The 26,072-nt window shown below is 63.5% G+C and carries 22 protein-coding genes and 1 pseudogene; 5 read left to right on the forward strand and 18 right to left on the reverse strand.

The window, feature by feature from the left end; all coding sequences use genetic code 11:
- Positions 1-156 precede the first annotated feature (156 nt).
- The 6 genes from KGA89_RS22155 to KGA89_RS22180 are packed head-to-tail and all read right to left on the reverse strand — an operon-like array spanning position 157 to position 10,327.
- Positions 157-990 (reverse strand): YfaP family protein, encoded by an 834-nt coding sequence (locus KGA89_RS22155; RefSeq protein WP_003205991.1) that lies wholly within the window; start codon positions 988-990, stop codon positions 157-159.
- 3 nt (positions 991-993) lie between these two features.
- The gene (locus KGA89_RS22160; protein ID WP_223472547.1) at positions 994-2,613 is read right to left on the reverse strand and encodes a DUF2300 domain-containing protein; all 1,620 of its coding nucleotides are present in this window, start codon (positions 2,611-2,613) and stop codon (positions 994-996) included.
- Position 2,614: 1 nt separating this feature from the next.
- Entirely contained in the window at positions 2,615-7,183 is a 4,569-nt protein-coding gene (locus KGA89_RS22165) for an alpha-2-macroglobulin family protein (RefSeq protein ID WP_223472554.1), read from the reverse strand.
- On the reverse strand, positions 7,180-7,839 hold the full coding sequence (locus KGA89_RS22170; protein ID WP_223472548.1) for a DUF1175 domain-containing protein: 660 nt from the start codon (positions 7,837-7,839) through the stop codon (positions 7,180-7,182). Before KGA89_RS22170 ends, KGA89_RS22165 begins: the two co-directional genes overlap by 4 nt.
- Positions 7,824-9,533 (reverse strand): DUF2138 domain-containing protein, encoded by a 1,710-nt coding sequence (locus KGA89_RS22175; protein WP_013694308.1) that lies wholly within the window; start codon positions 9,531-9,533, stop codon positions 7,824-7,826. The genes KGA89_RS22170 and KGA89_RS22175 overlap by 16 nt, the downstream gene beginning before the upstream one ends.
- A gap of 35 nt (positions 9,534-9,568) precedes the next feature.
- Positions 9,569-10,327: a YfaP family protein gene (locus KGA89_RS22180; RefSeq protein ID WP_049798063.1), complete on the reverse strand. Its 759-nt coding sequence runs from the start codon at positions 10,325-10,327 to the stop codon at positions 9,569-9,571.
- 298 nt (positions 10,328-10,625) lie between these two features.
- Here KGA89_RS22180 and KGA89_RS22185 point away from each other — a divergent pair, with 298 nt between their 5' ends.
- The 5 genes and pseudogenes from KGA89_RS22185 (at position 10,626) to KGA89_RS22205 (ending at position 17,073) form a co-directional block, all read left to right on the forward strand.
- Complete coding sequence (locus KGA89_RS22185) at positions 10,626-11,762, forward strand: Fic family protein (RefSeq protein ID WP_003206003.1); 1,137 nt, start codon at positions 10,626-10,628, stop codon at positions 11,760-11,762.
- Positions 11,763-11,909: 147 nt separating this feature from the next.
- On the forward strand, positions 11,910-12,152 hold the full coding sequence (locus KGA89_RS22190; RefSeq protein WP_003185917.1) for an exodeoxyribonuclease VII small subunit: 243 nt from the start codon (positions 11,910-11,912) through the stop codon (positions 12,150-12,152).
- Entirely contained in the window at positions 12,149-13,036 is an 888-nt protein-coding gene (gene ispA / locus KGA89_RS22195; RefSeq protein ID WP_223472549.1) for a (2E,6E)-farnesyl diphosphate synthase, read from the forward strand. The genes KGA89_RS22190 and ispA overlap by 4 nt, the downstream gene beginning before the upstream one ends.
- 115 nt (positions 13,037-13,151) lie before the next feature.
- On the forward strand, positions 13,152-15,050 hold the full coding sequence (gene dxs, locus KGA89_RS22200) for a 1-deoxy-D-xylulose-5-phosphate synthase (RefSeq protein WP_223472550.1): 1,899 nt from the start codon (positions 13,152-13,154) through the stop codon (positions 15,048-15,050).
- A 143-nt stretch (positions 15,051-15,193) separates the two neighbouring features.
- A pseudogene (locus tag KGA89_RS22205) lies at positions 15,194-17,073 on the forward strand (TonB-dependent receptor domain-containing protein).
- A 139-nt stretch (positions 17,074-17,212) separates the two neighbouring features.
- Here the strand turns inward: KGA89_RS22205 and KGA89_RS22210 are convergent.
- The 12 genes from KGA89_RS22210 to nrdR form a co-directional block, all read right to left on the reverse strand.
- The gene (locus tag KGA89_RS22210) at positions 17,213-17,998 is read right to left on the reverse strand and encodes a cobalamin-binding protein (protein ID WP_003206011.1); all 786 of its coding nucleotides are present in this window, start codon (positions 17,996-17,998) and stop codon (positions 17,213-17,215) included.
- The gene (locus KGA89_RS22215; RefSeq protein ID WP_003206013.1) at positions 17,998-18,417 is read right to left on the reverse strand and encodes a hypothetical protein; all 420 of its coding nucleotides are present in this window, start codon (positions 18,415-18,417) and stop codon (positions 17,998-18,000) included. Before KGA89_RS22215 ends, KGA89_RS22210 begins: the two co-directional genes overlap by 1 nt.
- Entirely contained in the window at positions 18,414-19,031 is a 618-nt protein-coding gene (ribA, locus tag KGA89_RS22220; protein ID WP_003206015.1) for a GTP cyclohydrolase II, read from the reverse strand. The genes KGA89_RS22215 and ribA overlap by 4 nt, the downstream gene beginning before the upstream one ends.
- Positions 19,032-19,140: 109 nt before the next feature.
- Entirely contained in the window at positions 19,141-19,899 is a 759-nt protein-coding gene (locus KGA89_RS22225) for a substrate-binding periplasmic protein (RefSeq protein WP_223472551.1), read from the reverse strand.
- Positions 19,900-19,910: 11 nt separating this feature from the next.
- Complete coding sequence (locus tag KGA89_RS22230) at positions 19,911-20,414, reverse strand: phosphatidylglycerophosphatase A (RefSeq protein ID WP_003206020.1); 504 nt, start codon at positions 20,412-20,414, stop codon at positions 19,911-19,913.
- Complete coding sequence (gene thiL / locus KGA89_RS22235; protein ID WP_223472552.1) at positions 20,411-21,376, reverse strand: thiamine-phosphate kinase; 966 nt, start codon at positions 21,374-21,376, stop codon at positions 20,411-20,413. Before thiL ends, KGA89_RS22230 begins: the two co-directional genes overlap by 4 nt.
- A gap of 18 nt (positions 21,377-21,394) precedes the next feature.
- Positions 21,395-21,895, reverse strand: a complete 501-nt coding sequence (gene nusB, locus KGA89_RS22240) for a transcription antitermination factor NusB (protein ID WP_003185935.1) — start codon at positions 21,893-21,895, stop codon at positions 21,395-21,397.
- Entirely contained in the window at positions 21,892-22,368 is a 477-nt protein-coding gene (gene ribE / locus KGA89_RS22245; RefSeq protein WP_003206025.1) for a 6,7-dimethyl-8-ribityllumazine synthase, read from the reverse strand. Before ribE ends, nusB begins: the two co-directional genes overlap by 4 nt.
- 91 nt (positions 22,369-22,459) lie before the next feature.
- Positions 22,460-23,551, reverse strand: a complete 1,092-nt coding sequence (gene ribBA / locus KGA89_RS22250) for a bifunctional 3,4-dihydroxy-2-butanone-4-phosphate synthase/GTP cyclohydrolase II (protein WP_003206026.1) — start codon at positions 23,549-23,551, stop codon at positions 22,460-22,462.
- 16 nt (positions 23,552-23,567) lie between these two features.
- The gene (locus KGA89_RS22255) at positions 23,568-24,245 is read right to left on the reverse strand and encodes a riboflavin synthase (protein ID WP_014340443.1); all 678 of its coding nucleotides are present in this window, start codon (positions 24,243-24,245) and stop codon (positions 23,568-23,570) included.
- A 46-nt stretch (positions 24,246-24,291) separates the two neighbouring features.
- Positions 24,292-25,425, reverse strand: a complete 1,134-nt coding sequence (gene ribD, locus KGA89_RS22260) for a bifunctional diaminohydroxyphosphoribosylaminopyrimidine deaminase/5-amino-6-(5-phosphoribosylamino)uracil reductase RibD (RefSeq protein WP_223472553.1) — start codon at positions 25,423-25,425, stop codon at positions 24,292-24,294.
- The gene (nrdR, locus tag KGA89_RS22265; RefSeq protein ID WP_013694316.1) at positions 25,422-25,886 is read right to left on the reverse strand and encodes a transcriptional regulator NrdR; all 465 of its coding nucleotides are present in this window, start codon (positions 25,884-25,886) and stop codon (positions 25,422-25,424) included. The genes ribD and nrdR overlap by 4 nt, the downstream gene beginning before the upstream one ends.
- Positions 25,887-26,072: the final 186 nt, after the last annotated feature.

The following is a 26,072-nucleotide window of genomic DNA, read 5'->3' on the forward strand; positions in this document are numbered from 1 at the left end:
GTCCACCATCGATCCTCTGTGGGAGCTGAGCTTGCTCGCGATGGCGGTGGGTCAGCTTGCATTGATGCTGGATGCAAGACCGTCTTCGCGAGCAAGCTCGCTCCCGCAGGGGGATCTCCCCAGGCGGCGACATCAGTTGTGACTGCTGATGGCGCCTTACGGATAGCTGAAGCTTTTGACCAACGTCAGTTCACCCACCGCCCGCATCGGCACGACGAACGTTTCCATCTTCTCGTTCGGCGTGCCCTCTTCGGTGATCACGGTAACTTGTGCGGTGGTCAGGGCTTGTTGCGCTTGCTCTCCACCGCCCTCGCCCTCTTCGTCGACCTCCTCACTGCGATAACCGCCGCCGTAGTAGTTCACATACACCAGGTACTGGCCTTTGATCGGCGCGGGCATGGCGAAGATTTCCGGGCCGTAGCCGGTGGTGACGTCGACGTCGAGAGCGGCGCCGTTGGCGGCGGCGCGGTCGCCGTACCAGATGTGGGCACCGTCCGGGGTGACCAGGTGCAGGTCCAGATCGGTGCCGTCGCTGTCCCAGGTCAACAGGACCCGCAGCTTGGCCGGTGTGGCGCCGCCGCTGGTGTTGAGAAATTGCGTGCGGTGGCGCTGCTGGCCATCGGCGCTGCGTACTTCAACGCTGTTGCTGCCGTTGGGGAACGAGAACGGCCGATCGAAGCGACCTTCCTCGTCCAGCTTCAGCGGCAGGCTGACGCCGTTGACGATGAGTTGGCCCGGTACGTTGCTGTCCTTGGGTGCGCTTTTGATCTGCCCAGTAATGCGTGCGGTGTTGGCTTGGCCCGGGGGCGTGTTGACCGACGAAGCCGGGTAGTTGACGGTCTGGCTGAAACTTTCGCCTTCACCGCCCGGCGCACCGCTGCGCCAGCCGCCAATCGGAGTGTCGAGCTTGATAGTGTCGGCGGCCATGGCCGAGGGCAACGCGGTCAGGGCGCAGAGCAACAGCAAGACCTGTGGATAACGGAGTGTCATGGTCTATTCCAGCAAGAGGTGACGGGCAAGCCCTTCGATATAGGTTTCGTCCTGGCCGTTGGGATGAGCTTCGAAGGCCAGGTGCAGATATTCATGCGTCAGGTCGAGACGATCCTGCAGCGACAGCACGCCGCGCACGTAGATGCGCTGGCGCTCGCGGTCGACATAAGGCCGGCCAAAGGCGACGCGGCAGACGGCGAAAGCGCTGATTTCGTTGTAGCCCACTTCACTTTCCAGCCGCTCGCGCCAGCCCCGGCGCTGTTTCAGCAACCAGTCCTGCGCGGCGGGCAGCGCCTCGCAGGATGCCACCGGGTTGTCCCAGCGGCTGAGGCTGGCGCGCGGGTAGGCGTGCAGCAGGATGGCGTCGTAGCGCTGGCCGGCGTTGGCTTGTTCCACCGCTTGTGCCCAGGACAGTTTGTCCGGCCCAGGCTGGTCGGAGTGGTAGGTAACATCGGTGCCGGCCAGGACCAGGTCGCTGGTCCAGGCGGCAATGGCGCGGGTTTCGGGCGCCGCCGGGCGTGGCGCGACGCGCTGGCGATGGCTGCTGTCGTCGATGCTCAGGCAATCGCCGTTACGCTGGGCGTTCTGCAGCAGGTAGGTGCGGATCGCCACGGCCAGGGCCTTGGCCGCCTCGGCAGGCTCGGCCTTGGCTTCGCGCTGCAAGACCCGGGCGACGTATTCCTCCCGGTCCAGACGCGCCACCAGCTTGCCGGGCATCAGGAACAGCTCGCCATCGCTGTGGATGTCCAATTGATTGCCATTGGTAAATTCGACGCGGTAGTCGCCGCGCAGTTGACCCGGCGAGGCCGGACGGTCACCGGACATCACCCGCTGCAACGGATAGCGGGCAAACAGGCCGACTTCCACGCAAAGTCCGGTTTCCGCCGGCCAGCGCGCTGGCAATGCCGCCGCCAGACCTTCACCGTAGACCTTCAGGACCTGCTGGCTGGTGCCGCGGCCACCGGCCCACACCGGGGTGCCATCGGCCAGCCAACCGGCGAAACCGCCCTGTCGCGATGAAGGCCCCTGGTCACCCAGCCAGCTCCAGGTCTTGACCCGCAGGCGACTGCCCAATTCGCCGACCAGCCGCCCGTCGGCCGCGCTGAGCGCCACATCCAGCAGCACCCGTCGCGCCTGCTCCTGGGCCGGCAGCGTGGCCAGGGCCTTGAGTAACTGCGCGACGGGCACTTGCGTCTGGGGTTGCAAGGTCGGCAGATCCAACAACCATGCCGGCGCCTGACGGGCCTGCCAGTAATCGCGCCAGTTCGAGGCCGACAGCCCGAGCCGCTGTGGCTCGAAATACAAGCCACAGGATTTCACCAGGGCCTGGTCACGACCGATGCTCTGCCCGGCGTTGCAGCAATAGACTTCTTCCTTCGACTCGCCGCGGCACTCATAGACCGGTTCGCGAGCGTCGGTGTCCACCAGCCAGGCGTAGACAAACAGCTTCCACAGGCTGCCCAGAGGCGCCTGCAAAGTGTCGGGCAATGGTTGGCGATCCAGCACCTGGGTCTGGCTCACGCGCAGCAATTGACCGTCGAAGGCCAGGCGCAACGGCTCGTCCTGCGCTGCTGCCAGCGCAGGGATCAAGCACAACAACCACCCAACCCACAGCCTGCGCATGTCAGTTGACCGTGATCTGACCGAGCGCCGGTTTCTGTTCCCGCGCCTGATGTTGCGGCGCGTAGACCTGGGTGAAGCGCACCGGTGGCAAGGTGAACTGGCCTTTCTGGGAGAAGCGCACCAAGTGCCGCAGGCGCAGCTCGCCACTGAGGGCGTCCACCGGCACCGCATACGCCATCTGGCCGGGCTCGAAGCGGGCTTTTTCCAGGGACGTCGGCTCGCTGTCGGCCTTGCCCATCAACTGGATGCCCCAGGTAGTGCGCTCCACATCGGCGCCCGGCGGCAGCGGCACTTCGAGCATGCCGTAGCGCAGAGGCGTCGGCGCCTTGCTGTTGATGATCACTTCATCCAGGTAGAGGCTGTCGCTGGACAACGGTTTGTTGCCCACGGCTTCAAGCTTGAAGGTGAAGGCCTCGTCGCCCGGCACCAGACGCGACAGGCGACGGGTGATGGACACGGCCATCGGTGCTACCGGCGGTTGCTGGCTCTGGAAGCTCAGTGCCGCTTGCAATGGACGCTCCTGGGCGCCGGTCAGGGTCAGCATCGTTGGAAGCTGCGCGCCCTGCCACTGCCAGTAGGTTTCACCGGTCGCGCCCTGCTTGGCTACCCAGCCTTCGCCCGGTGCCAGGGCCACGGCCGGTGCTGCCTGTTCGATGCTGCGCTGCAACCAGGTCAGGGCCAGGGCCCGTTCCAGGGTGGACTGCTGCGGCAACACACGCTCCAGCAATGCCGTGGCGCGGGCCTGATCGAAGCTCTGCAACGACAGCACCAGGGCCTCGACGAACGGCTGCGAGCTGAGCTCCAGTTGCTGTTGCGCGGCATCGGCTTGACGACTGAAGGCCGCCGGCAACGGCACCTTCGCTTGTTTCGCCAGGGACGCGGTCAGGACACGGGCACTGGCCAAGCCAAGGGCCGAATCCGGGGCGTTCATGACCAGGCTGTCTTCGCCGCTGTCCAGCACGCTCTCGGTACTGTCTTCACTGGCCTTGGCCAGGTCGTCCATCAAGCCGCTGAGCAGGGTGTTCACCGGCAGTTGCATCTGCTTGGCGAACGACAGGATCAGCGCACGCTGCAGCAGCGGCGTATCGCCGGCCTGCTTGGCGTAGACCTCCAGCACCCGTTGCCAGTGTTCCGGCGGCAGGCTCAGGTCCAGGGCCTTGCTGGCGTGCCAGTCGGCGTAATAGGCATAGGCGGTGAGGAATGCATCCGGCTCACCGTCCTGGCCCCACCAGGTAAAGCTCGCCGAGGGGCCGGCCATCTGCACCAGGCGCAAGCGGCTGTTCTGCATGATCAACCGCAAGCGGTCGCGGATCTGCGGGTTCGACGCCAGGGTCGGATAGGCGATGCTCAATGGCAACAGACGGCTGGCGGTCTGCTCGACGCCACCGTACGGATAGCTCAGCAGGTCATCCAGGGCCGAACGGAACAACGCTTGCGGGCTGTCATCCAGGCGCAGGCGAATATCGCTGGCGTCGGCCGGCAGGGTCAACGGGGTGTCACCGCTCGCCACATCAAGGCGCTGGTTCTGGGTGACTTGCCAGCCATTGCCGCTGGCGTTCAAGCGCATGGCCAGGGCGTCCTGGGTTTCGCCGTTCAATTGCAACTGCACGCTCAAGTCGCCACTGCTCAGTTCCAGGGCCGGCAGCGCCACATAGTTGATGCCGTTTTTCAGGTCCACCGCCATGCGCTGTTCAGTGCCGGCGTAGCGGATCAGCAGCTCGGCCTTCAGTGGTTTTTCAGACTGGCTGAACGCGAACAGGCCCAGTTGCGGCTTGTCGCCCGTGCGGAAACGGGTCGGGCCGCTCCATTTCAGGTACAGCGGTTTTTCCGAGGCGATGAACTGCTTCTTCTGGCCCACTTGGCCGTCGTCGGCAATGGCCTTGGCCGTGATGCGCCAGCGAGTCAGCGAGTCCGGCATCTTGAAGGTGAAACGGGCCTTGCCGTTGGCGTCAGTGACCAGCTCCGGCTGCCATGCAGCGGTGTCGACGTCTTCACGACGTGGCCGCTCCAGTACCTTGACCCCGCGTTCGCTGCGGTTGGCCTTGCCCGGCGCGCCAGGGCTGCCTGGCAGTGCCACGTCGTAGCTGATGAACGACAGGCTGGCACTGGTGCGCACGTTGTTGCGACGCGGGTGATAGAAGAACTGATCGATGGTCGGGGCCACTTCCGGTTGCAGGGCGTAGACCATTTCGTCCACCACGCTGACCGTCAGGTGCGCCGGGATCGCCTTGCCAGCGAACTGGGTACTCAGGTCCACGGTCACCGTGTCGCCCGGGCGGTAGGTGGCTTTGTCGGTGACGACGGCAACGTCGATCTGCGGCGTGACCACCTTGATACCGGCGTTCTGGAAGCTGTACTGACCGCCTTTGGTGTACAGCACCGAGAAGGTCAGGTTCGGCGCGAAGTTATCCTTCACGGCAATGCGCGCGCGGTATTGGGTGTCGCTGAGCTTTTCCATCTTCAGCCAGTCGCCGCCCTTGGACAGCAGCGCCGTGGCCTCGACTTTGTCCCGCTCAAGCGACAGCAGCGCGTCGCTGACCGGCTCCGGGAAGGTGATCAGCGCCAGCGCTTCGTCACCGGTCTTGTATTCAGGCTTGTCGAAGACGATCTCGACAGTGCCCGGCACGGCCTTGATGCCTTCACCGGTCACTGCATGGGCGGCGGCGCCAATGACCCGGCCGTGGTCGTCCTTGAGCGTCAGGTTGTAGGTGCCAGGGCGATCGAAGGTCAGGCTGAAGCCCTTGTCCTTGGCCGCCAGTTTGCCTTCGCCGGTGCTCTGGTCTTCCAGGCGCACCCAGGCGTAGCTGCCTGGCGTCACGGCTTTGGCTTGTTCGTTGCCGCCTTCGTTGGCGTAGCTGAACGACACCTTCTGGCCGGTGGCGCTGAACCGCTGGGGAGCGCTCAGGCGGAAATTCGCCGCGCCACGGTCGATGAGGATTTCCTTGGTGGTCTTGACCCGATACGCCGCGCCATCGCTGGCAAACACGGTGAGCGTGTAGCGGCTCGGCTTGTCGGCGGCCGGCAAGTCGAGGGTCGCGTTGCCCTTGGCATCGGTGGTCACTTCGCTGCTGGTCAGCTCGACCGGGAATTGCCCCAGGTATTGCAGCTCGTTATCGACCATCGACAGTTGCTGGGCGCGCAGGCTCAGGCTCACCGTGGCATTCACCACAGGTTTGCCGTCCGGGTACAGCAGCACGAGGTTGCCCTTGACCGGCTCGCCGGTGCGGTAATCCTGCTTGGCCAGGTTCAGGGCGATCTCGAAGTGCGGCTTGATGTATTCGGCGACACGAAAGGCGCTGCTGTAGAGCTGGTCCTTGTAGCTGAAACGCAGCTCATAACCGCCGGCCACGGCGTTTTCCGGCAGTTGGAAACGGCCTTGGGTGCCGGCCTTGGAGTCGAGCTTCAGGGCCAGGGTTTGCAGCTCGGTACCGGTGGCGTCCAGCACGCTGACATTGACGTCGGCCGCAGTCGGTTGCACCGAATCACGGGCGTTCTTGAACTCACGGCCGACGATTTTCAGCGATACCCAATCCCCTGGCCGGTATAGCGGCCGGTCGGTGAAGGCATAGAGCTTGGTGTCGTAGATTTCGCTGTCGTAGTAGAAGTTTTCCGAGACGAATACCCCGCCCTCCTCATCTTCACCGATGACGAAGGAACGCTCCGGGCTGACGTGCTTGAGGCGCAGCAGGCCGTCTTCATCGGTGGCACCGCTGCTCATCACGCCCAGGCCGTCGGTCCACAGCACGTTGACCTTGGGCACCGAACGCCCTTCATGCTTGCGTGCGGCCCAGACCAGCAATTCATCACCGGCAATCTTGCTTACCGCCACGGTGTTGGAGACGAAGACCATGGTGGTCGCGCGGTATTTGCCGATCAGCGCTTCCACCAGGTACAGGCCTGGCTTCAACTGGCCCAGCGGTACATAGACGTTGCCCGGCGCGACGCTGACGAAGTCACTGGACGAGCCGGCCAGGTTGACGCCCGCGGGCGGCTGGATCGGCTTGGCTTCCCAGAGCGGATAACGGAACTGGCTGACCACCGGCAAGCCCGGGATCAAGGCGAATTGCGGCGGTGCGTCGTACGGGGTCGGCGCGACCAGGGCATCACCGATCTTCAGTTCCGGCACTTCTTCGGTAACTTGCTGGCGGGACTCGTAGGAAAACGCCCGTTGCATCACCCGACGAGACTTGCGGTACCAGTTGTCCCACAGGTACGCGAGGGTGTTCGACAGGCCTTCGCCCTTGAACTGGCCGTCGCTGACCACGCGGTGCAGGTTCTTCTGGCGCTTGAGGAAATCCAGCGGCTTGTCGATGCGATAGACGCGGATATCGGCGCCGCCGTAGGGCTCCATGCGGAATCGACGGTAGTCGCGGCCCGGCGCTTCGAGGCGAACCATGGCCTGCTCGTCGCTGGCAAAGCTGCTGTCGGCCAGCAGGAAGAAACTTTCACCGGACACCGGCGTGTAGCCGCTGGGCTCCACCGTATCTTCGGCGTTCACGACAGGTGCCAGCAACAAGGCAAACAGCAGGGGCAATTTTGAACACAAGCGCAGCATGCGGGCACCGGTCATTGGGAGAGAAAGTTGAGTCGATAGACGCCGATGAAGTTGGGGTTGGCTGCGTCGGGTATCCATCGGGTGTCCTTCCAGTTCATGAGTTGTTGCAGGCTTGCGGAGCGCATGCCGTTGTCGGTAGGGGTTGTGGTGCCGGTGTGATAGGCGATGTAGCGGCCCATCCAGATCATCAGGTGCTGGTCGTCGCCCTGATCGAAGAACATCAGGTCGCCGGGACGGGCCTGGGCGACATCGCGGCCCACCAGGTGACTGTTGAACTGGATCAGCTTGATGGCGTTGACGTAGGGTCCGACCTTGCCGCCGCCCTGCTGCCATTGCTGGGCCAGGCGCCGTTGCGCATCGCTCAGTGGCAGTTCCGGCGGCAGGTAGCGATTGGACAGGCCATTGCTGCGCAGCCATTTTTCATCGTGGACCTTCAGCGCTTCGTTGGCGGCAAAGCGCACCAGCCCGGCGCAGTCCTGCTGATACCAGCGCGGGCTCGGGCCTTTGGTCAGCTGTTCCTGGGCGATGCGCACGAACCAGGCACGAAAGACCTGGGATTGCTGCACGTCCAACGCCGGCGCCTCGACGGCAAGCACAGGCCCGCCGAGCAGCAACGCCAGCAGCAGCGTCAACGCGGGGTTGCGGATCAGTGCTGTCACAGCGCTTTCCATTCCAGCGGCAGCCACTGCCAGTGGCCATCCGGCTCGCTGCCTTCAGGCAACGTCAGGGCGTATTTGCCGTAGCCGCCGAGGGTGCGCAGTTTAGGGATCAGGTAGGTTTGCGCGGCGTTGTAGAACACCGGCTCCATGTCCTGGGGCAAGCTGTCGAGGGTTTCGCGCTGCATCAGTTGCGCCATGGAGTCCGGGCCGAAGTAGACCGGCATCAGCAGGTCCTTGGGCACCACGTCGGCCATGGGCGGGAAGCGTTTGTCGAGGGTGCCGAGGGCCTTGTCCACCAGTTTGTCATCGAGGGAGAACAGCAAGGTCGAACCGTGGCGCGCCAGGCTGACCCGCAGGAAGGCCTTGCCGGTAATCGCGTCAGGCTGTTCCGCTTCCTTGGCCAGGTAGGGACCGAAATTGGAGCTGACCTGACGCAGCCACTGGTGCGTCGGGCCTTGCTGCTTCTCGACCACCGGGAATGCATGCTCGGCAACGTTGTTTTCATAGGCACCGACCATCGAACCGAACAGGTTGCCCAGGTCGGCGTCGAGCTTGCCGTCGTCTTCATTCAGGCTCGCCACCAGCAGCGGCGTGTACAGGCGCGAATCGGCGTACCAGCACAGGCCTGCTGCGCCGGCCACATGGTCGACCATGGCCTGGGCGGCTTTTTCGTCGGCACCGAGTTTTACCAGCAACGGTTTCTGTTGCTCGGCGGCCAGGGGCAAGGCCACGCAGGCACTGGCGCCCATGGGCATGGCTTGCCAGATCGGCTTGAAGTCGAAGTCCGGCTGGTTTTCCAGCTCGTCCATCGCCAGGAAGCTGTGCCAACCCTTGTCGTCCATGTCGAAACGCAAGCCGGCGAAGTTCGGGATGAACCGCTGGTAGCCCATGGCGAGCACGCTGGCGTTGACCGAGATGCGTTGCTTGACCTCCGGCGCCTTGGGCGGCAGGCCGAAGGCTTCGGGGAACAGTTTGTCGCCATTGAGCAAGGCAGCCAGGGCGGTCGTCGAAACGCTGCCCGGCTCAACCGCGGAGCCGCTGGCCGGGTCATACAGCTTGGTCGGGTTGGACAGCACGACCAGCTTGTCGCCATGGGAGGCGAAGACCAGGGACTTGCTGGCATTGTAGCTGAGCTGGTAGAGCGCGACGTCGTCACCGCCTACCTTCAGGTCACTGAGCTTGCTCAACTGAGTGTCGTCCAGGGCGACTTTCGCCAACGGTTCCAGAACCTTGGCCAGGCCACCGCGATCCATCACCAACAGGAAATCCTTGAGGCGACCGTCCGCACCGCGCCACAACGCGACATCGGCCGGCTGGTCGAAAAGTTCTTCGATCAGGCTGTCCTGCAGCTTGAGGTCATGCTCGTAGATGATCCGGCGCAGGCTGCCAATCAGCCCGAGACGGTCGGCATGGGCCTCGTAATAGAAGACGAAGTCCTCGGTGAGCGTGGCCTTGAGGAACGGCACCGCCAACAGGTCCTTGGGCAACTGGCTCAGGGAATGGGCCTCGAGCAAGCCGTCGGGACGGCTCAAGCCGAGTTTTTCCAAGGCCAACTCCATGGGCGGCGCCTTGGGCTTGTTCATGAACCAGCCCAGCCCGGCGGCCACACCGCCTACCAGGCACAGCCCGATCAGTATCGCCGGCCAGCGGCGCACAGGTTTGGCGACAGGTGTCGGCGTGGTCGGGGAAGCAGTGTTGTCGCTCATATTCACAAGGGCCTGTTCATCCGTGGAGCGGATACTTAGTAGTTGAAAGTCTTGACCAGCAACAGATCGCCAATGGCGCGCAGGGGCACGACAAAGGTCTCGCGTTTTTCATTGACGGTGTTTTCGTTGAGCACCAGGTTGATCTGCGAGGTGATCACCTCGTTCTCGTTACTGGTCTCATCGAAGTTGTAGCCACCGCTGCCGTAGTTGCCCCAATAGTTCACGTAGACCAGGTAGGTGCCGTGCATCGGCGCGGTCATGGTGAACATTTCAGGGCCGGGGCCATCGACGCCATCCGGGTCGAGACCACCGCCGTTGCTCAGCGCCGGTTGGCCGAAGAACGCATGTTGGCCGTCGGGTGTGACGATATGCAGATCGAGTTCGGCCTTCGGATCGTCCCAGCCCAGCACCACGCGGATCTGCGCCGGGGTGCGCAGGTTGTTGGCTTCATAGAATTGCACGCGCTTGAGGGACTGGCCTTCTGAGCTGCGCACCTCGACGCTGTTGGAGCCGGCGCCGAACGCATACGGCCGGGCGAAACGGCCGTCGTCGTCGGTATAGAGATTCAGTGGATTGCCGTTGACCGCCAGGCTGTGGGGCTGGCGAGCCGTGCCCATGGCCTTGAGCCGGCCCTCGATCATTGTGCGATTGCGCTGCACGCCCCGGTCGATGGGCGGTGTGGGATAGGCGACTTGCGGGTTTTCGGTGCGATCGAGCAAGCCGCTGTAGCGCCAACCGCCCACCGGCTCCGACATCTCGGCAGAAGGCTGCGCCCACGCCAGCGGCGCGCCCATCAGCACGATCAATAAAGAAAGAAAACGCACGTATGCCTCCTGCCATGCACGACGCAACCCGGCGCCAATCCTCAGCGCGCTTGTCATTATTCAGGTTTCGTCTGAAGGCCCCGTCGCAAGGGGGCCGTAGATGGCGCGAAGGTTAGCGATTCGGCGGATTATTAACAATCGGGGAACGCACGATTCTGTGTGGGAAATCACGTACTGAGGGGGGCGTGAGCCGAATAGAGGGTCTATTCGGCTCACAAAATGAGCCGAATAGCGCTATTATTCGGCTCATTCATCTTTGGACAGGCGCATGACACCCCATTGGATCTGGCAACAGCCCGACTGGCCCGACTTCCGCTGGCAAGCTGAAGCATTGGCCCCCCTGCTACGCGAATGCGTGCAGACACAAGGTCAATTGCTCGGAATGACGGGCGCGGTCACGGCTTCGCTCAGTGCCCAGAACGAACTGGATGCCTTGCTGCAAAACATCGTGACCTCTTCGGCTATCGAAGGAGAACAATTGAATGTCGGCTCGGTGCGCTCGTCCCTCGCTCGCCGCCTGGGCCTCGAGCACGTCGACGACACGCCGGTCAACCAACGCAGCGAAGGCTTGGCGAACCTGTTGCTGGACGCGACCCGGCACTTCAACCAGCCCCTGACGGTCGAACGCTTGCTGGAATGGCACGAGTGGTTGTTTCCTGATCAAACAAGCGACCTTGCCTATCGACAGATCCGCGTAGGCGCGCTGCGCGGTGACGAACCGATGCAAGTGGTTTCGGGCAGGCTGGACCGACCTATCGTTCACTTCGAGGCGCCGCCTCGCCAGGGCCTTGAACAGCAATTGCAAACGTTCGTCGACTGGTTCGAAGCCAGTCGCCATCAGGTCAGCCTCGATCCGCTACTGCGTGCCGGCATTGCTCATTTCTGGTTTGTTACTCTGCATCCATTCGACGATGGCAATGGTCGCCTGACCCGCACCCTGACCGATTTGGCATTGGCCCAGGGTGAGGCTCAGGCGATCCGTTTCTACGCCATGTCCGTGAGCATCCTGGACGACCGCGCCGGTTATTACCGAATCCTGGAAAACAGCCAGAAAGCCACGCTGGATATCACCGGCTGGCTGACTTGGTTCCTGCAGACACTGTTGCGCAGCCTGCATAAAGCGATGACACAGATCGAAAGCGTGCTGGGCAAGACCCGGTTCTGGCAGGCCCATCGCGCTTCGGCACTCACGCCTGAACAGTCCAAAGTGCTGAACCGGTTGCTCGATGGCGGCGAAAAAGGCTTCGGGCAGGGGATCAGCGCCACTCAATATCAAGCCGTGGCCAAGGTCTCCAAGGCGACAGCAACGCGACACCTGGCGGAACTGCTGGAGAAAGGTTGCCTGGAGCGGATGCCCGGCGGCGGGCGCAGCACCCGTTACCGAATAAACTATCCCGCTGATTGAGATCATTTGTGGCGAGGGGATTTATCCCCCTCGCCACAGGTTCCGACATCCTTGCTGATCGGGGTGACGCCCGGCGGTCCTGATTTGCCCCAATACCCCATGTCTGCTAGTGTCGCGCCGGTTTAACAGTCAACCGGAATAGCCGCCATGGCCCGCAAAAAAGCTGCACTGGATTTCGAACAATCTCTGGCCGACCTGCAAACGCTGGTCGAACGCCTGGAGAACGGCGAATTGTCGCTGGAAGACTCGCTGACCGCCTTCGAGCAAGGTATCGGCTTGACTCGCGACTGCCAGGCGGCGCTGGCCCAGGCCGAGCAGAAGGTGCAATTGCTGCTCGAACGTGACGGTGAGCTGACCGAAGAGCCTTTCGACGCGGAACAGCCTGAATGATCGGCGCCTATCAGGCCAGCAGCCAGGCCCGGGTCAATGCTGCACTGGAGACGTTGTTCAGCGCCCCGAGCCCGGAGCTGGCGCGCCTGTACGAAGCCATGCGCTACAGCGTGATGAACGGCGGCAAGCGTGTGCGGCCGCTGTTGGCCTACGCCGCGTGCGAAGCCTTGGGCGGCCAGGCCGAGCAGGCCAACGGCGCCGCCTGTGCGGTGGAGTTGATCCACGCGTATTCGCTGGTGCACGACGATTTGCCGGCCATGGACGACGATGACCTGCGTCGCGGCCAGCCCACCACTCACAAGCAATTCGACGAAGCCTGCGCGATCCTGGCCGGCGACGGCTTGCAGAGCCTGGCCTTCACCGCCCTGTTGGATCCAGCCCTGAGCGATTGCCCGGCGCAGGTTCGCCTGGACATGGTCAGCGCCCTGGCGCTGGCGGCAGGCCCTGCCGGAATGGTCGGCGGCCAGGCCATCGATTTGGGCTCAGTGGGCCTGAAGCTGGACCAGAGCGCCCTGGAATACATGCACCGGCACAAGACCGGCGCCTTGATCGAGGCCAGCGTCCGGCTCGGTGCCCTGGCCAGCGGCCGGGCCACGCCTGAACAATTGCAGGCCTTGCAGACCTACGCCCGAGCCATCGGCCTGGCGTTCCAGGTGCAGGACGACATCCTCGACGTCGAAAGCGATACCCAGACCCTGGGCAAACGCCAGGGTGCCGACATCGCCCGCGACAAGCCGACCTACCCGGCCCTGCTCGGCCTCGACGCCGCCAAGGCCTACGCCCGGGAGTTGCGCGACCAGGCCCTGGCCGCGCTGCGACCCTTTGACGCGGCGGCCGAGCCGTTGCGTGACTTGGCGCGTTATATCGTCGAACGACGCAGCTGATACAGGGTCAACCCATTCATAAGTGCGTATCGGCCAAGTTCCGGCCAACGCGTGGGCAGCTTGCGATGCATAAGGTAAACTGCCGCCTCTTTCTATACCTATAACGATTCGCCTGATGCCCACGACGTTTCAAGAGATTCCCCGCAAGCGCCCGACCACGCCCCTGCTGGACCGCGCCAACACGCCGGACGGCCTGCGTCGCCTGGGTGAAGCCGAGCTGGAAACCCTGGCCGATGAGTTGCGCCTGGAGCTGCTCTACACGGTCGGCCAGACCGGTGGGCACTTCGGCGCGGGCCTGGGCGTCATCGAGCTGACGATCGCGTTGCATTACGTGTTCGACACCCCGGACGACCGGCTGGTGTGGGACGTTGGGCACCAGGCCTACCCGCACAAGATCCTTACCGGTCGTCGCGAGCGCATGGGCACGCTGCGCCAGAAGGACGGTATCGCCGCCTTCCCGCGCCGCTCCGAGAGCGAATACGACACCTTTGGCGTCGGCCACTCCAGCACCTCCATCAGCGCCGCCCTGGGCATGGCGATTGCCGCACGCCTGCAAAACAGCGAGCGCAAGGCCATTGCCGTGATCGGCGACGGCGCACTGACCGCGGGCATGGCCTTCGAGGCGCTGAACCACGCGCCGGAAGTCGACGCCAACATGCTGGTGATCCTCAACGACAACGACATGTCGATCTCGCGCAACGTGGGCGGGTTGTCCAACTACCTGGCGAAGATCCTCTCCAGCCGCACCTACGCCAGCATGCGCGAAGGCAGCAAGAAAGTGCTGTCCCGCCTGCCCGGCGCCTGGGAAATCGCCCGCCGCACCGAAGAATATGCCAAGGGCATGCTGGTCCCCGGCACGCTGTTCGAAGAACTGGGCTGGAACTACATCGGCCCCATCGACGGCCATGACCTGCCTACGCTGATCGCCACCCTGCGCAACATGCGCGACCTCAAGGGGCCGCAGTTCCTGCACGTGGTCACCAAGAAAGGCAAAGGCTTCGCCCCGGCGGAAGTCGACCCGATCGGCTACCACGCCATCACCAAGCTCGAACCCCTGGACGCTCCGGCGGCCGCGCCGAAAAAGGCCGGCGGACCGAAATACTCCGGCGTCTTCGGCCAATGGCTGTGCGACATGGCCGCTGCCGACCCGCGCCTGGTGGGCATTACCCCGGCGATGAAGGAAGGCTCGGACCTGGTGGCCTTCAGCGAACGCTACCCGCAACGCTATTTCGACGTGGCGATTGCCGAGCAGCACGCCGTGACCCTCGCCGCCGGCATGGCCTGTGAAGGCGCCAAGCCGGTGGTGGCGATCTATTCGACGTTCCTGCAACGGGCCTACGACCAACTGATTCATGACGTCGCGGTACAGAACCTCGACGTGCTGTTCGCCATCGACCGCGCCGGCCTGGTGGGCGAAGACGGCCCGACCCACGCCGGCAGCTTCGACCTGTCGTTCCTGCGCTGCATCCCCGGCATGCTGGTGATGACCCCGAGCGATGAAAACGAGCTGCGCAAGATGCTCACCACCGGTCACCTGTTCAATGGCCCGGCCGCAGTACGCTACCCGCGCGGTACCGGCCCGAACGCGACGATCTCGACCGACCTCGAGCCAATCGAGATCGGCAAGGGTGTGATCCGCCGCCAGGGCAAGCAAACCGCCCTGCTGGTGTTCGGCGTGCAACTGGCCGAAGCCCTGAAAGTCGCCGAGACCCTGGACGCCACCGTGGTGGACATGCGCTTCGTCAAACCCCTCGACGGAGCCCTGGTGCGCGAGATGGCCGGCAGCCACGACCTGCTTGTAACGGTCGAGGAAAACGCCATCATGGGCGGCGCCGGTGCGGCGGTCAGCGAGTTCCTGGCCCGGGAAAACATCCTCAAGTCGGTGCTGCACCTGGGCTTGCCGGACAGCTATGTCGAACACGCCAAGCCGGCGCAGATGCTCGCCGAATGTGGGTTGAACGAGGTGGGAATCGAAGCGGCGGTGCGCCAGCGGTTGCTGTTGCTGGGCCTGTAAGTTCAGCCCACACAAGCCCCTGTGGGAGCGAGCTTGCTCGCGATAGCGGAAGATCAGTCAATAAACCCATTGGCTGACACACCGCTATCGCGAGCAAGCTCGCACACATTGGTTTTGTGTGAATCAAGCATGATTGGAACCCCATGAAACTCCGCCTCGCCCTCACTCTATCCCTACTCCCCACCCCCGACCTGCTGGCCGACACCTTCGAGCGCGACCAGGCCCTGAAGCTGCCCGACATCGTGATCAGCGCCAACCGCCAGGTCGAGGCCCGCAACGACAGCAGCGCCGCCAATACCGTGTTCACCCGCGACGACATCGATCGCTTGCAGCCGGCCAGTGTCACTGACTTGCTCAGCCGTGTGCCAGGCGTGCAGGTGGCACCGCTGGGTGGGCGCGGCAGCCTGCCGGGGATTTACATTCGCGGCACCAAATCGGCCCAGAGCCTGGTGCTGGTGGACGGTCAGCGCATCGGCAATGCCACCTCCGGCGACAGCAACCTGCAGCGCTTGAACATCAACCAGATCGAGCGCGTGGAAGTGCTGCGCGGTTCGCGTTCGGTGATCTACGGTGCCGATGCGGTGGGTGGGGTGATTCAGATTTTCACCCGTCGCGGCAACGAGCAAGGCCTGCAACCGCGCCTGCATGTGGGCGTTGGCAGCCACCAGACCTGGGAACGCAGCCTGGGCCTGTCCGGCGGCGACGACCAGACCCGCTTCAACCTCGGCGCCAGCCTCGACGAGAGCGCTGGAAGCAATCGGACCCGCGAGTCCTATGCCAGCGACCGCGACGACGATGCCAACCGCAACCAGTCTTTCAGCCTGAGCCTGAGCCATGCCGCCAGCGATGACCTGGAAGTCGGCCTGAACGTGCTGGATAACCGCGGCAAAAGCGAATACGACAACCCGTTCGGCCGCTTCGACCCAGCCACCTTCGAATCCCTGCCCCAGCAACCCTACAGTGAGTTCGCGGTGAGCAGCTTCAGCACCTATGTGGACGGGCGAATCAACGAGGCCTGGAAATCACGCCTGGAACTGGGCCACAGCGAGAACCGTGAAAAGACCTTCGACAAGCTCAGCGATGTCCGCGAAGTGTTCAACACCTACCGCGATTCAGTGACCTGGCAGAACGACGTGACGCTGGACGAGCGCAACAGCCTGATCATCGGCGGTGACTGGTATCAGGACCGGGTCAACAGCAGCACGCCGTTCGACGAAGACAGCCGCTGGAACCGTGCCGCGTTCATCCAGCATCGCTTCCAGGCCGAAACCTTCTCCACCGAACTGGGCCTGCGTCGCGACCAGAATCAGCAATTCGGCGGCCAGAACAGTTGGAGCGGCACGATCACCCTACCAATCAATCCGGACAACGACGTATTGCTGACCTACAGCGAAAGCTTCCGCGCCCCGACCTTCAACGATCTGTACTACCCGGACTTCAGCAACCCTGACCTGAAACCCGAAACGGCAAAAAGCTACGAGCTGCAATGGCGCAGCCAACTGAGCGAGAGCGCCCGCCTGGAGACCTCGCTGTACCGCACGGACCTGGAAGACGCGATCATCTTTGGCAGTAACTCACGTCCACAGAACGTTGCCTCGGCGCGGATCAACGGTTTTGAGATGGCCTACCTGCAGGATGTGTTCGGCTGGCAGGGCACCTGGGCCTGGCCATCATCGACCCACGTGACCGCGACAGCGGCCACACCCTGGCCCGCCGCGCCCGGCGGACCTTGAGCCTGGACCTGGACCGGCAATTCGGCCGCCTGGGCCTGGGCGCCACCTGGCAAGCGGTGAGTGGCAGCTATGACGATGAAAACAACCGCTATGCCCTGGGCGGCTATGCCCTGCTCGGGTTGCGCGGCAACTGGGCGCTGACTCGGGAAGTGAAGCTGGAGATGAAGGTGGATAACCTGCTGGACAAGGGTTACAGCCGGGCGCTGTATAGCCATGATGGGGGCCAGTATGGGTATCGGGAGGAGGGTCGGACCTGGTTGTTTGGGGTTACTTGGACCCCCTCTCTCTGATCCAGAACCTGTGGTGCCTGGACTGACCTCATCGCGAGCAAGCTCGCTCCCACAGTTGATCTTCAGTGGCCACAGGTTTTGTGTTCACAACAAAATCCCATGTGGGAGCGAGCTTGCTCGCGATTGCAGGCGCCACGGTCTATCTGTCTGGCGCAATCAACTCGCACAACCGCGCCGTCGCCTCGATCATCTGTCCACTGGGCCGCTCCAGCCCCTTGTCATTGACCAGCAACAACCGCCCCTGCGCCACCGGCCAGGTTTTCCAGGCATCGAGCTGCGCCTGTTCCGTGGCGAGGATGACCTGCGGATTACGTTGCAGCACCGCTTCCACACTCACCTGCGGGGCCGGCACGCTCAGGTCGGCAAAGACGTTGCGGGCCCCGCACACCGCCAGCGCATCACTGATGATCTGGCCGCCCCCGATGGTGTACAGCGGCCGGTCCCAGACCTGGTAGAACACCGGCAACGGCGGGTCCCGTCGATAGCGCTGGCGTAACGCCGCAAGACGCACACGCAACTGCGCCGCCCGTTGCACGCCCCGCTCCGGGCGGCCGAGCTGCGTGGCAATGTCTTCAATTTGCACGATGAGTTGGTCGAGGCTGCGGGGCTCGGCGACATAGACAGAAATGCCCAAGCCCTTGAGCTGCTCGCGCTGGGCCGGGCCGACACTGCCGGGCCAGAGCAGGAGCAGGTCGGGCTGGAGGCTGAGCAAGCGCTCCATGTCCAGCTGGCCGTAACGGCCTACGGAAGGCAGGTCTTTAAGGATTGGCGGACGATCACCGCCATCCAGCACGCCCACCAAGAGGTCGGCGGAGCCCAGCTCAACGACAATTTCCGACAGCGACGGCGCGAGGCTGACAACCCGCGAAGCCGCCATCGTCGAGGCGCTGACGGCCAGCAGCAAGACCGCCAGCCAGCGGTTCATCAGCCGAGTTGGCGCGGGATGCGGTACAGGTAGAACAACACGGCGGTCGACAAGGCCAGCAGCATCAACGGCACCGCCTCCAGGCCAACGAACACCGCAAGGGCACCGACCCAGGCCGGTAGCCCGGCCACTAGGAAGGCGGCGCGACGACGGGCCGCCAGGTCAATCCAGGCCTGGGGTTCTTCGGGCGTGTCGAGGGCTTTCTGGGTGGCGATCAGGGCTTGCTTGTACGGCCCGAAGAATCGCAGGCTGACAAACATCGACGCCATGCCGGCAATGAACAACGGCATCGCCAGCACCGGCAGAATCGCTTCGCCCTGGCCGAACACCGCGTTGATCACGAACAGTGGCAGCAAGGCCAGGGCCAGGTATTTCCACCAACTGACGGACAGCCGCCGCCGGACCTGACCGCGCGTCACGCCCGGTCAACCTCGCCTTGGTGCTCGTTACCCATCATGTGGTCGAGCTTGCTGGCCTTGGTTGCCAGGTAGAGTTTGTTGTGGGGGTTGTGACCGGTGTGCAGCGGCACACGCTCGGCCACCACGATGCCCATGTCGGTCAAGGCCTTGACCTTGCGTGGGTTGTTGGTCATCAGCCGCAGGGACTTGATACCCAGGTGTTCGAGCATCGGCAGGCAAATGCTGTAGTCACGCAGGTCGGCCGCAAAACCCAGGCGCTCGTTGGCCTCCACGGTATCGGCGCCGCCATCTTGCAGTTCATAGGCGCGGATCTTGTTCAACAGGCCAATGCCACGGCCTTCCTGGCGCAGGTACAGCAACACGCCACGGCCTTCGCGGGCGATGGCCTGCAACGCGGCTTCGAGTTGCGAACCGCAATCGCAGCGCTGGCTGAACAGGGCGTCGCCGGTCAGGCATTCGGAATGCAGGCGGCCCAACACCGGAGAACCGTCGGTAAAATCACCCAGGCTGAGCACGACATGCTCGCGGCCGGTGGCCTCATCGAGAAAGCCATGCATGGTGAATTGCGCAAAGGGCGTTGGCAGCTTGGAAGCGGCAACAAAAACGACAGGCACCGGTGTGCTCCTGATCTAGTACTGGAGATTCGCAGAGGCGGGCATTGTAACAGCACGACCCAACCGACGCTTAGGCTGAATTATCGCTAATGATCATCGATAAGATTGATCATGGCTTCGGTGGATTGCCATTCTCGTCGAAAGGATAGGGTTGCTTCCAGCGTTCGAAAATCGGTTTCAACTCGCCGCTCTTCACCAGCACTTCCATGCGTCGGTCGAACAGCGCACGCAACGTACGGCCATTTTCGTTGTTGGCGAACCCCAGGTACAGCGGCAAATTGATCAGCGGCGAGAGCTTGAATTGCTGGGGATTGTCGGCCTTGGCGAGCACGTCCTGGATTTCCATCAACGCATCGATATAAAAATCGGCACGATCATGGACCAGCATCGGCAGGATACCCACGGCGCGGTGGATTTCATTGAAACGCCGGATGTTGGGCAGGTAGCTGTCGTATGCGTACCCGCGCATCCACACCAGTCGGTAGTTGCCAATCGTCGTCAGCGTCGGTGACGGCTTGGAGGCCAACCCCAGGGCATAGATATGATCGACGTCGTAGTGCCAATGCGGGTAAAGCAGCCCTTCGGTTTCATCGCGATAGGCGCCGACCTGTGCGTCCATCTCCCCACGTTGCACCAACCCGATCGAGCGGGTATAGGGCACGCTGCGGATCTCCAGCTTGACGCCTTCAGGCTCGAACACTGCACGCAAGATGTCCCAGCCCATGCCCTGGCCATCGGCCTGGGTGTAATCGGCCCACTCTTCGCTGGCCGCACGGATCTTGTCAGGCAGCGGAGCCGACTCGGCCACCCTTGCACCCACACAGGCTCCTAAACACAGCAACAGCAGTAGTGCGCGGCTTACGCCCATGCCTGACTCCCTCAGGTGAAACACCACACCAATCCTTGCATTGCCAGCCAGGCGAAAACCCCGGCCAATACATCATCGAGCATGATGCCGACACCTCCGTGTACGTGCCGGTCGATCCAGCGGATCGGCCACGGCTTGAGGATATCGAAGAAACGGAACACCAGGAAACCCGCCAGCAACCAATACCAGCCTTCCGGTACCAGCCACAAGGTGATCCACATGCCGACCATTTCGTCCCAGACGATGCCTTCATGATCGTGCACCCGAAGGTCGTCCGCCACTTTGCCACACAGCCAGAAGCCAAACAGCATGGTGATGCCCAGCATCAACCAGTAGCCCCAGTCCGGCAACATCTGCCACAACGGTATGAAGGGTAGCGCAACCAGCGAGCCCCAGGTGCCCGGGGCTTTAGGCAAAGTACCCGAACCGAAGCCAAATGCCAGGAAGTGCCAGGGATTGCGCCAGACCGAAGGCGGAACGAATTCTGCCGGGACCTGGTTGGGATGATCTGTCACGGTGTCTCCCGAAAATGTTGATAGCCCCGCACTGGCGGAGTGATGTCGTGCCCGACGCTGTCGACCAGCGTGACGCCTTGCCCGGCCAGTACGCTGCCGATCACGTGGATCGGCCAGCCGGCGGCCTGCAACGTCGACAACCGGTTCGGTGGCACGGCGAATAACAGCACGTAATCGTCACCGCCGCTCAGGGCCACCTGCTCGGCATCCGCCCGGCCAAGAAACGCTACCAGAGCGTTGGACAACGGCAGTCGGTCCCGTTCAACCTGCAAGGCCACCCCAGACGCCAGGGCGATATGCCCGCAATCGGCCAGCAGGCCATCGGAAATATCCATCGCCGCACTGGCCTTGCCACGCAATGCCAGGCCCAGGTCGATCTGCGGACGTGGCGACCAGTAATGGGCCAGCAACGGCTCGGCAATCGCAGGTTCGGCGCCGTGCTGGCCGAGCACCAGCGGCAGTGCGCCAGCGGCATTGCCCAGCTCGCCGCCCACACACAGCAGGTCGCCGGGCCGTGCGCCGCTACGGGTCAGGGCCTGGCCGGACGGCACGTGGCCGAACACGGTCATGGTCAGGCTCAGGGGCCCACGTGTGGTGTCCCCACCCACCAGCGCCACGCCACAGGCCTGGGCCATCTGGTTCAAACCGCGGGCATAGGCTTGCAGCCAATCGGTGGTCACCGTCGGCAAGGTCAGGGCAAGGGTAAAGGCGTAAGGGTTGGCGCCCATGGCAGCCAGGTCGCTGACCGCCACGGCCAGCGAGCGCTGGCCGAGCAGGAACGGGTCGCACGGGTCTGGAAAATGCACACCGGCCACGAGCGTGTCGGTGGACACCGCCAGCTGCTCCCCGGGAGGAACGGCCAGCAACGCGCAGTCGTCGCCAATCCCCAGCGCAACGCCCTCGCCGCCCTGCGCACAAGGCGCGGCAGCGAAGTAATTACGGATCAGCTCGAACTCACCCATGCGGATATCAAGCGCTGACTAGCGCTTGAACGCCTTCACTTCAGCTTCACGCAGACGTGGGGCGAGCTTGTCGAGCACACCGTTGACGAATTTGTGGCCATCGGTGGAACCGAAGACTTTCGCCAGCTCGATCCCTTCGTTGATCACCACGCGGTACGGTACGTCGACGCGCTTGAGCAGTTCCCAGGTGGACAGGCGCAGCACCGCCAGTTCAACCGGATCCAGCTCTTCGATGGTCAGGTCCAGGCAAGGCGTGAGCGCGGTGTCGATTTCAGTCTTGAACTGCGGGACCCCGTGCAGGATCTCGCGGAAGTAAGCGCCATCAACATCACTGAAGTCGTTGTCGACCCGAAACTGCGCTTCGATCTCGTTCAGCGATTGCTTGGCCATGTGCCATTGATACAGCGCCTGGGTCGCGAGCTGACGAGCTTCGCGACGCTTGACGCTTTTCGACGGCTTGCCGGCATCCGCAGGCTTTGGATCGCGCGGATTGAAACGATCGCTTTCGTCGCTAATCACTTGGCCTCCAACTGCGCCAGCAGGCTGACCATTTCCAGGGCGGACAGGGCAGCTTCGGCACCTTTGTTACCGGCCTTGGTGCCGGAACGTTCGATGGCTTGCTCGATGGAGTCAACGGTCAGTACGCCGAAGGCGACTGGCACGCCGAATTCCATGGACACCTGGGCCAGGCCCTTGGTGCATTCGCCGGCCACGTATTCGAAGTGCGGAGTACCGCCACGAATGACCGCGCCCAAGGCGATGATCGCCGCATATTCGCCCTTTTGAGCGACTTTCTGCGCAACCAGCGGAATTTCGAAGGCGCCAGGGGCACGGATGATGGTGATGTCGCTTTCGCTCACGCCATGGCGAACCAGGGCATCGACCGCACCGCCAACCAGGCTCTCGACCACGAAACTGTTGAAACGGCCCACTACCAGAGCGTAGCGGCCTTTGGGGGCGATGAAGGTACCTTCGATGGTCTTCAGGGTCATTCGTCAGATCTCTTAAAGAGCCGGAGCGCGTTCTATAACGCGCTCCTCAGTGATATTAGCCACGAATACAGGGCCGGAAAATCCCGGGCTATTATTCGGAGGGCACGTATTCTACAACTTCCAGATCGAAACCGGATATCGCATTAAATTTCATCGGTGCGCTCATCAGGCGCATTTTACGCACGCCCAGGTCACGAAGGATCTGCGAACCGGCACCGACAATGCTGTAGGTGGTCGGTTTTTTCACCGCCGCCTGGTCACCGGTTTCACGGATGTGCGCCAACAGCACGTCGCCATCGAGTGGGTGACCGAGCAGCAGCACCACGCCGCTGCCGGCCTCGGCCACCGCAGCCATGGCGGCCCGCAGGCTCCAGCGGCCGGGTTGCTTGACCATCAGCAGGTCGCGCAGCGGGTCCATGTTGTGCACGCGCACCAGGGTCGGCTCTTCGGCGCACACGGTGCCCAGGGTCAGCGCCATGTGCACGTCGCCTTCCACCGAGTCGCGGTAGGTCACCAGGTTGAACTGGCCCAGTTCGCTGTCCAGCGGCTGCTCGGCAATCCGCTGAACGGTACGTTCGTGGATCATCCGGTAGTGGATCAGGTCGGCGATGGTGCCGATCTTGATGTTGTGTTCGGCGGCGAAGGTTTCCAGCTCCGCACGACGGGACATGGTGCCGTCGTCGTTCATCACTTCGCAGATCACGCCGCTGGGTTCGAAGCCCGCCATGCGCGCCAGGTCGCAGGCCGCTTCGGTGTGGCCGGCGCGGGCCAGGGTGCCGCCAGCCTGGGCCATCAGCGGGAAGATGTGGCCGGGGCTGACGATGTCTTCGGCCTTGGCGTCCCGGGCGGCAGCGGCCTGCACCGTGCGCGCGCGGTCAGCGGCGGAGATACCGGTGGTCACGCCCTCGGCGGCCTCGATGGACACGGTGAACTTGGTGCCGAAGCCCGAGCCGTTGCGCGGCGCCATCAGCGGCAGCTTCAGCAGCTCGCAGCGCTCGCGGGTCATCGGCATGCAGATCAGGCCACGGGCGTGCTTGGCCATGAAGTTGATGTGTTCGGCCTTGCAGCACTCGGCGGCCATGATCAGGTCGCCTTCGTTCTCGCGGTCTTCGTCATCCATGAGGATGACCATCTTGCCTTGGCGGATGTCTTCAACCAGTTCTTCGATGCTATTGAGCGCCACGCGGCACCCCCTTGGGTCAGGATTTGAGGTAGCCGTTGGCGGCCAGAAAACTTTCAGTGATGTTACCCGCCCGCCGTTGTGAAGAGTCAGACTCTGCGGCCTTGTCTCCCATAAGCAGGCGCTCCAGGTAACGGGCCAGCAAGTCGACTTCCAGGTTGACCCGGCGACCTGGCCGGTACGAGGCCATGATGGTTTCGCTCAGGGTGTGGGGAATGATCGTCAGCAGGAATTCGGCGCCATCCACCGCGTTGACCGTCAGGCTGGTGCCGTCGACGGTGATCGAGCCTTTGTGGGCGATGTACTTGGCCAGTTCCTTCGGCGCGCGGATGCGAAATTCCACGGCCCGAGCGTTATCAGTGCGCGACACCACTTCACCGACGCCGTCCACGTGGCCGCTGACCAAGTGCCCGCCCAGGCGAGTGGTGGGGGTCAGGGCTTTTTCCAGGTTGACCGGGCTGCCGCTCTTGAGGTCGTTCATGGCCGTGCAGTCGAGGGTTTCGCGGCTGACGTCCGCCAGGAAACCGTTGCCCGGTAATTCGACGGCCGTCAGGCACACGCCGTTTACCGCGATGCTGTCGCCCAACTTGACGTCGCTCAGGTCGAGCTTGCCGGTTTCGACGTAGACCCGCACATCGCCGCCCTTGGGGGTGAGTGCACGAATGCTGCCGATGGATTCGATGATGCCGGTAAACATGGAGTCCTCCTCGAGAACAGGCCGCCGCTTGCGCGAAAGCCGGGAATTATACGCTCGCCTGCGCAACGGGAACGGCGATGACTCGCCAGTCATCGCCCACGGCGCGGATTTCGGTGATTTTCAACTGCGGGGCGTCTTTCATCTGCGCCAGCGGCCAGTCCAGCAGTGGCCGCGCCGAAGAACCGAGGAACTTGCCGGCGATGAAAATCTGGAACTCGTCGACCAGCCCTTGCCGGGCAAAAGCCCCCGCCAGGCGCGGACCGGCTTCCACCAGCACCTCGTTGACGCCACGGCCCGCCAGTTCCACCAGCAGGCGATACAGATCGACCTGGCCGTCATCGCCCGCCACGATCATGCATTCGGGACCGTTGGCGTACTGTTCTTCCACCGCCATGCAGGTAGCGACCAACGCCGGGCCGGCTTTGAAAAACGCGGAATCCAGCGGCACCCGCAGACGCCCGTCCACCAGCACCCGCAGCGGAGGACGGCTCATGATCAGCGCGGTCTGCTCGGCATCGAGCCCCAGTTCATCGGCGCGCACGGTCAGCCGGGCGTTGTCCGCCAGCACCGTGTCGGCACCAGTCAATACCACACTGGCCTGGGCGCGCAGGCGTTGGACCGCCGAGCGTGCGGCCGGGCCGGTGATCCATTGGCTTTCGCCGCTTTCCATGGCGGTGCGGCCATCGAGGCTCATGGCGAGCTTGACCCGCACGAACGGCAGGCCCTGCTCCATGCGCTTGAGGAAACCTTCATTGAGCTTGCGTGCTTCGCCCTCCAGCACGCCGCTTTCGGTGGCGATGCCGGCCTGGGCCAGCCGTTGCAGGCCACGCCCGGCGACTTCCGGGTTGGGGTCCTGCATCGCCGCCACCACCCGCGCCACGCCGGCGTTGACCAACGCATCGGCACACGGCGGCGTACGCCCGTGATGGCTGCACGGCTCAAGGGTCACGTAGGCCGTGGCGCCGCGGGCCTGTTCGCCAGCGGCGCGCAGGGCATGGACTTCGGCATGGGGCTCGCCGGCGCGGATGTGCCAGCCTTCGCCGACAATCTGCCCGTCACGCACGATCACGCAACCGACCCGGGGATTGGGGTGGGTGGTGTAGTGACCGCGCCGCGCCAACTCCAGGGCACGGGCCATGTAGTGGGCGTCGAGGATGGCCTGCTGCGCCGAGGCGGTCATTCTTTCACCGGTTCGCGGGCCAGGCGGTCGATTTCTTCGCGGAATTCGTTCAGGTCCTGGAAGCGCCGGTACACCGAGGCGAAACGGATGTAGGCGACTTCATCGAGCTTCTGCAGCTCGGCCATCACCAACTCACCGACCACCAGGGATTTGACCTCGCGCTCACCGGTCGCCCGCAGCTTGTGCTTGATGTGCACCAGCGCCGCTTCCAGGCGCTCGACGCTCACCGGGCGCTTTTCCAGGGCGCGCTGCATGCCGGCGCGCAGTTTTTCTTCATCGAACGGCTGGCGGCTGCCGTCGGTTTTGATCAGGCGCGGCAACACCAGTTCAGCGGTCTCGAACGTCGTGAAACGTTCGCCGCAAGCCAGGCATTCGCGGCGGCGGCGGACTTGTTCGCCCTCGGCGACCAGTCGCGAGTCGATGACCTTGGTGTCGTTGGCACCGCAGAAGGGACAGTGCATGGTGGCAGGCAACAAAAAAAGGGAGGGCCATGGTAGCGCATCCCACTGGCAAGACAAGCCATAGGGTTTACGGTATACAGACGGGCCTACCGTCAGATCCATGGAATTCACCTTGCTGGAGCCACACATGCCGCTACGATCGCTCGTTTTGCTCAGTCTTTTCAGCCTGCTGATGGCGTGCAGCAG

Origin of the sequence: Pseudomonas sp. A-RE-22 (genome assembly GCF_019956035.1) — a bacterium.
GTDB classification, from domain to species: domain Bacteria; phylum Pseudomonadota; class Gammaproteobacteria; order Pseudomonadales; family Pseudomonadaceae; genus Aquipseudomonas; species Aquipseudomonas brassicacearum.

Excerpts from the sequence above, each read along its gene's own strand:
- KGA89_RS22175 (WP_013694308.1), bottom strand. The coding sequence starts at position 9,533 with ATGAGCGACAACACTGCTTCCCCGACCACGCCGACACCTGTCGCCAAA.
- KGA89_RS22160 (WP_223472547.1), bottom strand. The coding sequence starts at position 2,613 with ATGCGCAGGCTGTGGGTTGGGTGGTTGTTGTGCTTGATCCCTGCGCTG.
- KGA89_RS22155 (WP_003205991.1), bottom strand. The coding sequence starts at position 990 with ATGACACTCCGTTATCCACAGGTCTTGCTGTTGCTCTGCGCCCTGACC.
- KGA89_RS22225 (WP_223472551.1), bottom strand. The coding sequence starts at position 19,899 with ATGGGCGTAAGCCGCGCACTACTGCTGTTGCTGTGTTTAGGAGCCTGT.
- KGA89_RS22210 (WP_003206011.1), bottom strand. The coding sequence starts at position 17,998 with ATGAACCGCTGGCTGGCGGTCTTGCTGCTGGCCGTCAGCGCCTCGACG.
- KGA89_RS22180 (WP_049798063.1), bottom strand. The coding sequence starts at position 10,327 with ATGGGCGCGCCGCTGGCGTGGGCGCAGCCTTCTGCCGAGATGTCGGAG.
- ispA (WP_223472549.1), top strand. The coding sequence starts at position 12,149 with ATGATCGGCGCCTATCAGGCCAGCAGCCAGGCCCGGGTCAATGCTGCA.
- ribD (WP_223472553.1), bottom strand. The coding sequence starts at position 25,425 with ATGACCGCCTCGGCGCAGCAGGCCATCCTCGACGCCCACTACATGGCC.
- ribE (WP_003206025.1), bottom strand. The coding sequence starts at position 22,368 with ATGACCCTGAAGACCATCGAAGGTACCTTCATCGCCCCCAAAGGCCGC.
- KGA89_RS22170 (WP_223472548.1), bottom strand. The coding sequence starts at position 7,839 with ATGGAAAGCGCTGTGACAGCACTGATCCGCAACCCCGCGTTGACGCTG.
- thiL (WP_223472552.1), bottom strand. The coding sequence starts at position 21,376 with ATGGGTGAGTTCGAGCTGATCCGTAATTACTTCGCTGCCGCGCCTTGT.
- KGA89_RS22165 (WP_223472554.1), bottom strand. The coding sequence starts at position 7,183 with ATGACCGGTGCCCGCATGCTGCGCTTGTGTTCAAAATTGCCCCTGCTG.
- KGA89_RS22255 (WP_014340443.1), bottom strand. The coding sequence starts at position 24,245 with ATGTTTACCGGCATCATCGAATCCATCGGCAGCATTCGTGCACTCACC.
- nrdR (WP_013694316.1), bottom strand. The coding sequence starts at position 25,886 with ATGCACTGTCCCTTCTGCGGTGCCAACGACACCAAGGTCATCGACTCG.
- KGA89_RS22190 (WP_003185917.1), top strand. The coding sequence starts at position 11,910 with ATGGCCCGCAAAAAAGCTGCACTGGATTTCGAACAATCTCTGGCCGAC.
- KGA89_RS22185 (WP_003206003.1), top strand. The coding sequence starts at position 10,626 with ATGACACCCCATTGGATCTGGCAACAGCCCGACTGGCCCGACTTCCGC.
- dxs (WP_223472550.1), top strand. The coding sequence starts at position 13,152 with ATGCCCACGACGTTTCAAGAGATTCCCCGCAAGCGCCCGACCACGCCC.